Here is a 7,643-nt window from a genome sequence, read left to right as displayed (position 1 = left end):
GAGATGATCCAGCCGCTAGGCGAACCCTCTTCGGGGCAACTCCTCAACTTTACCCGGTCGCATCTCCCATGTCAATCCCCAATTTCCGAATTTCTTCGGAGTTTCGAAGATCGTTGGTTGGTAGTTCCCGGAATGCTCGGCTCGCCCGCGGCAGAAGAACCTGCACGACTCGATACCGGCTTTGGCTACCTTACCCGGTCGGATTCGCGTGCGCAAGCCCCGCACCGCCCGGATGTCCTGACGAATCCTGAACTAAACCTCAACAGTTTCGTGAGTGTTTTGTCCGTTCCCGTCCGGCATGGAGAACATTACGTGATTGCGTTCCAAGGAAGCAAATCGGGGGTGGGCGACGGTCGCCACACTAGCTCTGGGCAGGCAAAATCTTGCCGGAGACGGGCGCTATCTCGATGCTTCCAGCACGCGCCCGGATGGTGACGGTGTCACCGTCATCAAGAAAACTCCGCTTCTGATCCCCCAACTCCACCGGCTCCGAACCGTTCCAGCTGAGCTCAAGAAATGAGCCAACTTCGGCACGTGCCGGGCCGGACACCGTGCCGGAGGCGAAGAGGTCGCCTGTGCGCAGGGATGCGCCGTTGACCGTCAGGTGCGCCAGCTGCTGCGCGGGAGTCCAGTACATCGAGGCGAACGGGGGGCGGGAAACCTCGAATCCGTTCCACTCCACCGAGATCTCGAGCCCGAGCGCGCGGCGATCGTCGGCCAGGTAGGGCAGCACCGCGGGATCCTGAACCGGCGCGGCCGTCCAGGCCGACTCGAGCGCTGCCAGCGGCGTAATCCACGCGGAGACGGAAGTGGCGAACGACTTGCCCAGGAACGGGCCCAGCGGCTGGTACTCCCAGGCCTGAATATCGCGCGCCGACCAGTCGTTGAGGAGCACCACGCCGAACACGTGCTCGCTGAAACGTTGCCAGGGAACGGATTCGCCCATGCTTGAGCCCACCCCGACCACGAAGCCGACCTCGGCCTCGATGTCCAATCTCCTACATGGGCCGAAGTCGCCCGCGGCGCGCTGCCCCGACGGCCGCACCACAGGGGTGTCGCTGACGACAACCGTGCCGGCCCGGCCGTGATAGCCGATCGGCAGGTGCTTCCAGTTCGGCGGGAGCGCCGGCTGCCCGGGACGGAAGATCTGGCCGACGTTCGAGGCGTGGTGCTCAGAGGAGTAGAAGTCCACGTAATCGGCGACCGTCCAGGCCAGCCTGGTGGTCACGTCGGCGAGCGGGATCAGCAGCGGTTCGACCACCGACCTTTTCGACTCTTCGGTAAGCAACTCGGTGATCCCGGAACGCACGGCCGACCAGTGCGCCGGCCCCATCGCCAGGAACGTGTCCAGATTCGGCTCGCGCAGGCTGCCCGCGGCGAGGATCAGCTCGGCGGCTTCCGCCGCATCCAGGTCGAGCGCGAAATCCCCAATGCGCACAGCACATCTGGGCCGGTTGTCGCCGGCCGGGACCACCACACCCATCGGGAGATGGTCTATGGCGAAGCCACTGCCGGCTGTATCCGGTACCCAAGTCATGATGGTCCTATCAATCCAAGTTGTTGCATGTCGGCTATGGGCTCCAGGACGCTGCACGTGCCGAAGCCAAGCCATAGCGGGCGATCCTCAGACCGGAAGCGGCGCAACGCTTCCAGCAGGGTGAGCGGTTGGGTGCTGGCAAGGATGGCCGCCACTTCGGAGACCTCGGCGCCCTCGTTGGCCAGACAGGTGGCGGCCAGCACGTTGAGGAATCCGTGATGGGTGAAGCCGGTCTCCGGATCGGTGTGCCGGATAGCGTGATGCAGACCGGCCGTGAGCTTGAAGGGCAGCTGCCGCTCCGCGCAAGCGGCGATCACCGCGGCCAGCTCCATCGGTGTCGGGAACAGCTCCGCGGCCAGCCCTCCGGTGCGGAATTTGGCGGAGATCGCGACACCGTCGCGGCGCGCCTCGGCGATGGAGTCGAGCGCCGCCAGCAGCCCCCAGGCGAGCGGCACCTCAGCGAACCCGGTGACCGCGTAGCGCTGCAGCAGCTCGATCAGCCGGCGCAGGGTGGGCTGTGGATCCTCGCCGCGGCGGGCTACCGGCGCCTCGACCTGCTTAACCACTATCCCGCGCGGAGTGAGCGGCCGGAACAGATCGCCAAGAGCTATCCCATCGGCGATCACTCCGACCTCGATGGCCTCCTCGGGCCCGAGCATGGCGCTTAGATCCTTTATTTGTGATGCGGGTACCAGCAACGGCCCGACCATGTCCGAATACCAGGTCGTGCGGTAGTCGCGGTGCGAGCTGAGCGCTTCGGGCAGCGGGGCGCTGCCCGGCGGAAAGACCGCGGCGTCATCCAGTAGCTGCTTCAGTAGCGGCGGCGTTGACACGATCAGCAAATCTAGTAGACGCTACAGAGAGCGGACAAGTGTGTCCGATAATCGGACGCACCTGACTGGAAATAGGCCATCGGGGCACATCTCATCGGGAGGCAGGTCATGCCATATTTTCGCAGCGTGGGTGAGGTTCCTCGAAAGAGGCACACTCAGTTCCGTGCCCCGGATGGCAGCCTTTACGCCGAAGAGCTGATGGGGCAGGAGGGATTTTCCTCTGATTCGTCCCTTCTCTACCACCGCCACGCGCCGACGGCGATCATCGCGGCCGAGGCCTTCGAGCCGCCCGCCTACGCCCGCATCCCGAATCGGCCCTTGAAACCCCGGCACCTGCAGACCCACAAGCTCGACAGCACCGGGGCCGACGCGGTGCTGGGCCGGCAACACCTGCTCGCCAACGACGATTGCCGCATCTCCTATGTCGTGGCCGACACGCCGTCACCGCTCTACCGCAACGCGGTGGGCGACGAGTGCCTCTATGTGGAGCAGGGCTCGCTGCGCGTGGAGTCGGTCTTCGGCGTCCTCGACCTCACCGAGGGCGACTATGTGATCATCCCGACCTCGGTCGTGCACCGGATCGTCCCGCAAGGCGGTCCCGCGCGGATCCTCGTCATCGAGGCCACCGGGCACATCGGGCCACCCAAGCGGTACCTGTCGGTGCGCGGCCAATTCCTGGAACACTCCCCCTACTGCGAGCGCGACCTGCGCGGTCCGGCCGAGCCGCTGGTGGTCGAGGAGGAAGACGTCGAGGTGCTCGTCCAGCACCGTCGCGGCTGGACCCGGCACGTCTACGCCAACCATCCCTTCGACGTGGTCGGCTGGGACGGCTGCCTCTACCCGTGGGCGTTCTCGATCCACGACTTCGAGCCCATCACCGGGCGGGTGCACCAACCGCCGCCGGTTCACCAAACCTTCCAAGGGCCCAACTTCGTGATCTGCTCGTTCGTCCCGCGCAAGGTCGACTATCACCCGCTGGCGATCCCGGTGCCGTACAACCACCACAACGTCGACTCCGATGAGGTGCTCTTCTACACCGGCGGCAACTATGAGGCGCGCAAGGGTTCGGGCATAGCGCAGGGGTCCATCTCGCTGCACCCCTCCGGTTTCACCCACGGGCCGCAGCCTGGCGCGGCCGAAAGGTCGATCGGAGCCGAGCGCTTCGACGAGCTGGCGGTGATGGTGGACACGTTCCGGCCCCTCGACCTCTGCGACTCCGCGCTCGCCTGCGAAGACGACGGTTACGCCTGGACGTGGTCGCGCAGGCCGCCGGCGGGCTCCGGCGTGGACACCGCTACCGGGTGATCACTCGGGTCGGGGTGAGCCGGCACACGACACGCTCCGCTTCGGGGTGCTTTTCGTGGAACGGCTTGCCCTCGTACAGGTCTGAGAGCTCCTGGATCAGCTCGGGACCGCCCTCGGTCGTGATCGTGACGTCGCCCCGGATCTCCGCGTACTGGTACGGGTCGTCAGGGTCGAAGACCAGGAGCGATACCTGCGGCGTGCGCTGCATGTTGAAAGTCTTACGCCGCCCGGTGATCGTGGAGAACACCACTTCGTCGCCGTCGCGCTTGACCCAGATCACGCTGGTCTGCGGCGTCCCATCCGGATTGACCGTTGCCAAGGTGGCGAAGACCTGGTTGTCAATCAGTTCCTTGGCGAGGTCTGGCAATGTCATACCGGCAAGACTAATGCGACGGCGAATGCGGCGAGCCCTTCGCCCCGCCCAGTAAGCCCGAGCCCATCGGAGGTCGCGCCGGAGACAGTCACCGGGGCGCCGGCGGCTTCGGACAAAACCCGCTCGGCTTCCTCGCGGCGCTTGCTGATCTTCGGGGCCACCCCGATGACCTGGATCGACACATTCCCGATGGCGAAGCCCGCGGCCCTCACCAGGCGCGCCGCCTCGGTGAGCAGCACGACACCGGAGGCGCCCGACCACTCCGGACGATCCACGCCGAAGTTAGCCCCGAGGTCACCCAGACCCGCCGCGCCGAACAGGGCATTACACGCCGCGTGCGCGGCCACATCGCCGTCGGAGTGGCCGGCCAGGCCATCGTTCTGCGGCCAGAGCAGGCCCGCGACCCAGCACGGGCGGCCCGGCTCGAAGGCGTGGATGTCGGAGCCTATTCCTACTCGCACTGCCCGGCCTCCAAGAGCGCCTGCGCGATCACAAGATCCAGCGGTGTGGTGATCTTAAATGCGTGCGGGTGCCCCGGCACGGTGTGGACCACGGCGCCGAGCTGTTCGACCATCCCGGCGTCGTCTGTGTGCGAGTCGGCGGCAGCGGCATGCGCCTTGACCAAGAGCCCGCGACGGAAGCCCTGCGGGGTCTGGATCGCGCGCAGCTGCGCCCTATCGACGGTTGCGGTCACCCGCCCCTGCTCATCGACCCGCTTGATCGTGTCGACCACGGCCAGCGCCGGGATGACCGCCTCTTGACCTTCGCGCACCGCTGCGGCGACCGCTTCGATCAGCGAGGGCGGCGTCAAAGCACGGGCCGCGTCGTGCACGAGGATGATCTCGAACTCGGCCGGTACCGCCGCTAGAGCCGCGGCGACCGACTCCTGCCGGGTGGCGCCCCCGGCCACCACGTGGGCAGACGGCACCAGGCTGGAGACAAATTCCACCGAGTCTTTAGGCGCTGCTATGACGATCAGACCAACCGAAGGGGCCTGAGCCAGATTGCGGCAGCATCGGCTCAACAGCGGCTCGCCGCCAAGCGGGCGAAGTGCCTTGGGCTGTCCACCGCCCAGGCGCACGCCCGCTCCCGCGGCTGGAACGACAACCGCGACGTCCCGCCGCAAATGCGGCTGGAACGTCGCGGTAATCGCTTGTTGTGGGGGTTGGTGATCGTGGTGGGTCACGCCTCAGCGAGCACCTTGTCGAGGAGGATTTCCGCCCCGTCCTTAGTGCTCTTCTCGGCGAGCGCTACCTCGCCGACGAGGATGTCCCGGGCCTTGGCGAGCATGCGCTTCTCCCCCGCCGAGAGTCCGCGCTCACGCTCACGCCGCCACAGGTCACGCACGACCTCGGCGACCTTGAGCGGATTGCCCGAGGCGAGCTTCTCGAGATTTGCCTTGTACCGCCGCGACCAGTTGGTCGGCTCCTCGGTGTGCGGAGCCCGGAGGACGTCGAAAACCTTGGTTAGGCCCTCTTCGCCAACCACCTCGCGCACGCCGACGATCTCGGCGTTCTCGGCGGGCACCCGCACAGTAAGGTCACCTTGAGCAACCCTAAGGACGAGGTAAAGCTTTTCCTCGCCTTTGATCGTGCGGGTCTCGATAGCCTCGATGAGTGCGGCCCCGTGGTGGGGGTAGACGACGGTCTCGCCGACACTGAAATCCATAGGTACGAAACCCCTTTCGCTGTGTCTAGGGTAACACGGGGCCGCTAGACCTTCCCACCCTGTCAGACGTAGTTAGCGCAGCTCACGCTGGCTGTGAGCCGTATTCCTTTTGCTTGACAGGGAAGAAACCCGGTTGATCATGTGGATTGCACTACCGCCGGATGGGTCAAAAGGGCGACAGTTAGATGTGGGCACATTGGGCAACGGGCTGCCGGACCTGCCACCCGAATGGGGCAAGGTCGAGATCCCTGATGATGCCGCGGAGCTGGACGCTGAGGCCGAGATCGTCCGAAAAGATCTTCGGCGAGAGGCGAAGCTTGCCCGCAAACGGGCGATCCGGGGCCGCTGGCGCAGCCGGTTCGGGCTTCCGCCCCGCATCGATGACCCCGAAGAGCCGTCGCTCCTGCTCCCGCTCCTGGTGCTGGGGGTTGCCCTACTGGTAACGCTGATCAGCCTATTGTTGATCGCGTGGCCCAGCCTGTCGCGGCCGAGTCCGGATCGGATCGATCCCGGCCCATCCGTAGTCCGGACTTCATGATCATCGAGCTGCTTCGGGCATGCCATCCCGTGCCGACAGCGGCTGTCACCGCGCTCAGCGGACTCCTGGCGGTCGGGCTGGGCCAGCCGCCGGGCACGGCGGCGCTGGCCGCAGCCACCATCGGGCTCAGCCAGCTGAGCATTGGCTGGGCAAACGACGCCATCGACGCGCCCCGAGACCGCGCGGTGGGGCGCGCGGACAAGCCACTTGTGCGGCGGACGGACTTGGTCCGTACCGTGAAAAATGCCGCATGGATAGCAGGAGCGCTGACCCTGCTCGCCGGGTTCGCGTGGGGCTGGCCGCGGGGAGCTCTGGTGGTGGTCGGGCTGATCGGGGCACAGCTGTACAACTGGCCCCTCAAGGCCACTGTGGCATCGATAGTGCCTTATCTGATCTGTTTTGCCGCGCTGCCCGCGTTCCTCGCGCCGGACGTCCCGCTATGGCTCATCGCAGCCGCAGCCCTGCTCGGCGGTGGGGCGCATCTCATCAACGCCATCCCCGACCTGGAGGCCGACCGCGTGACCGGGATCCGGGGGCTGCCGCAACGGCTGGGTGCCCGGCCCAGCCTGCTGCTCGCCTCACTCCTGCTCCTGGTGACCACGGTGGTGATCATCGCCGGGGCGAGCCCGCCGGCCTGGGCTAGCGTGCTCGGCCTGCTCGCCTCGGCCGCGCTTCCGGCGGTGGGCTGGTTCGCACCGCCGCGCGTCACCTTCCGCGCGGTGATTGTCGTCGCCGGGATAGATGTCGGGCTGTTGTTGCTCAGCGGGGCGTTGTAAGACAGCTTCTGGTTAGGAGCTACCCTGAGCGACGTGAAGCGCTCGATCACCTTGGCCATCGCAACCTCCTTGGCCGCTGCAGTCCTCGCCGGGTGTGGGACAGGCAAGTACTCGCAGACCGCCCAACAGGTGGCGCCGGTTCCTGGTTACAGCCAGAACTTCAGCATTGCCCAACCGCCCGGCTCCGTCGGCGTGAGCAACGCGCACCTGCCCTATCCGGGAGTGGGCGGCTACAAGGCTGGAGCGGAAGCGCCGCTGGAGCTGTGGCTCTACAACAACACCCAGAACCCGCTCACCGTGGTAGTCACCTCCGAGGCGGGAACGGTCGAGGACAACAAGACCATCGTCCCGGTCGGCGGGCTGGTGAAGCCCGAGATGACGATCACCGGGCTCAAGAACGACATCAAGCCGGGCGAGTCGCTGACGATAACCATCGAGTTCGTCGGCTACGTCAAGACAGAAGCTGTCCTGCCAGTCTCATCGCCCGAAGAGGCCCTGCCGCGCAGCCCAATGCAAGCCCCCGCGGGCGAAGGGCACTGAAAAACTGGCGCGTGCGAAGCGGAGCGCGTGGCAACGGTTGCGAGGCGGCGTGGGCGGGATGTCGTAGGGGGCC

General features: G+C 66.3%; 10 protein-coding genes. 4 read left to right on the top strand and 6 right to left on the bottom strand.

Annotated elements, in window-relative coordinates:
* Positions 1–361: 361 nt before the first annotated feature.
* On the bottom strand, positions 362–1,537 hold the full coding sequence (fahA, locus tag Rhe02_RS31955) for a fumarylacetoacetase (protein WP_203912141.1): 1,176 nt from the start codon (positions 1,535–1,537) through the stop codon (positions 362–364).
* Positions 1,534–2,376 (bottom strand): hypothetical protein, encoded by an 843-nt coding sequence (locus tag Rhe02_RS31950; protein WP_373320736.1) that lies wholly within the window; start codon positions 2,374–2,376, stop codon positions 1,534–1,536. Before Rhe02_RS31950 ends, fahA begins: the two co-directional genes overlap by 4 nt.
* Positions 2,377–2,478: 102 nt before the next feature.
* Between Rhe02_RS31950 and Rhe02_RS31945 the strand changes: the two genes are divergently transcribed.
* On the top strand, positions 2,479–3,675 hold the full coding sequence (locus Rhe02_RS31945; protein ID WP_203912139.1) for a homogentisate 1,2-dioxygenase: 1,197 nt from the start codon (positions 2,479–2,481) through the stop codon (positions 3,673–3,675).
* Here the strand turns inward: Rhe02_RS31945 and Rhe02_RS31940 are convergent.
* From Rhe02_RS31940 to Rhe02_RS31925, 4 genes are read right to left on the bottom strand one after another with little or no spacing between them, the layout of a single operon-like run.
* On the bottom strand, positions 3,665–4,048 hold the full coding sequence (locus Rhe02_RS31940) for a PPOX class F420-dependent oxidoreductase (protein ID WP_203912138.1): 384 nt from the start codon (positions 4,046–4,048) through the stop codon (positions 3,665–3,667). The two genes, Rhe02_RS31945 and Rhe02_RS31940, sit on opposite strands and share 11 nt — an antisense overlap.
* Entirely contained in the window at positions 4,045–4,509 is a 465-nt protein-coding gene (gene ispF, locus Rhe02_RS31935; protein ID WP_203912137.1) for a 2-C-methyl-D-erythritol 2,4-cyclodiphosphate synthase, read from the bottom strand. The genes Rhe02_RS31940 and ispF overlap by 4 nt, the downstream gene beginning before the upstream one ends.
* On the bottom strand, positions 4,500–5,198 hold the full coding sequence (gene ispD / locus Rhe02_RS31930) for a 2-C-methyl-D-erythritol 4-phosphate cytidylyltransferase (protein ID WP_239124184.1): 699 nt from the start codon (positions 5,196–5,198) through the stop codon (positions 4,500–4,502). The genes ispF and ispD overlap by 10 nt, the downstream gene beginning before the upstream one ends.
* A 32-nt stretch (positions 5,199–5,230) precedes the next feature.
* Complete coding sequence (locus Rhe02_RS31925; protein ID WP_020523052.1) at positions 5,231–5,716, bottom strand: CarD family transcriptional regulator; 486 nt, start codon at positions 5,714–5,716, stop codon at positions 5,231–5,233.
* 187 nt (positions 5,717–5,903) lie between these two features.
* Between Rhe02_RS31925 and Rhe02_RS31920 the strand changes: the two genes are divergently transcribed.
* The 3 genes from Rhe02_RS31920 to Rhe02_RS31910 are packed head-to-tail and all read left to right on the top strand — an operon-like array spanning position 5,904 to position 7,570.
* Positions 5,904–6,254 (top strand): hypothetical protein, encoded by a 351-nt coding sequence (locus Rhe02_RS31920; RefSeq protein WP_203912135.1) that lies wholly within the window; start codon positions 5,904–5,906, stop codon positions 6,252–6,254.
* A complete protein-coding gene (locus Rhe02_RS31915; protein WP_203912134.1) occupies positions 6,251–7,030 on the top strand; it encodes a UbiA family prenyltransferase in 780 nt (259 codons plus the stop codon). The genes Rhe02_RS31920 and Rhe02_RS31915 overlap by 4 nt, the downstream gene beginning before the upstream one ends.
* A gap of 33 nt (positions 7,031–7,063) precedes the next feature.
* Positions 7,064–7,570, top strand: coding sequence for a hypothetical protein (locus Rhe02_RS31910; protein ID WP_203912133.1), 507 nt, complete (start codon positions 7,064–7,066; stop codon positions 7,568–7,570).
* Positions 7,571–7,643: the final 73 nt, after the last annotated feature.

It is taken from the genome of Rhizocola hellebori, assembly GCF_016862955.1.
Taxonomy (GTDB): domain Bacteria; phylum Actinomycetota; class Actinomycetes; order Mycobacteriales; family Micromonosporaceae; genus Rhizocola; species Rhizocola hellebori.
Note: the sequence above shows the minus strand (reverse complement) of the source record. Positions and strands in the feature narration are given on the sequence as shown.

Coding starts and splice junctions, on each gene's coding strand:
- fahA (WP_203912141.1), bottom strand. CDS start 1,537: ATGACTTGGGTACCGGATACAGCCGGCAGTGGCTTCGCCATAGACCAT.
- Rhe02_RS31945 (WP_203912139.1), top strand. CDS start 2,479: ATGCCATATTTTCGCAGCGTGGGTGAGGTTCCTCGAAAGAGGCACACT.
- Rhe02_RS31940 (WP_203912138.1), bottom strand. CDS start 4,048: ATGACATTGCCAGACCTCGCCAAGGAACTGATTGACAACCAGGTCTTC.
- Rhe02_RS31925 (WP_020523052.1), bottom strand. CDS start 5,716: ATGGATTTCAGTGTCGGCGAGACCGTCGTCTACCCCCACCACGGGGCC.
- Rhe02_RS31915 (WP_203912134.1), top strand. CDS start 6,251: ATGATCATCGAGCTGCTTCGGGCATGCCATCCCGTGCCGACAGCGGCT.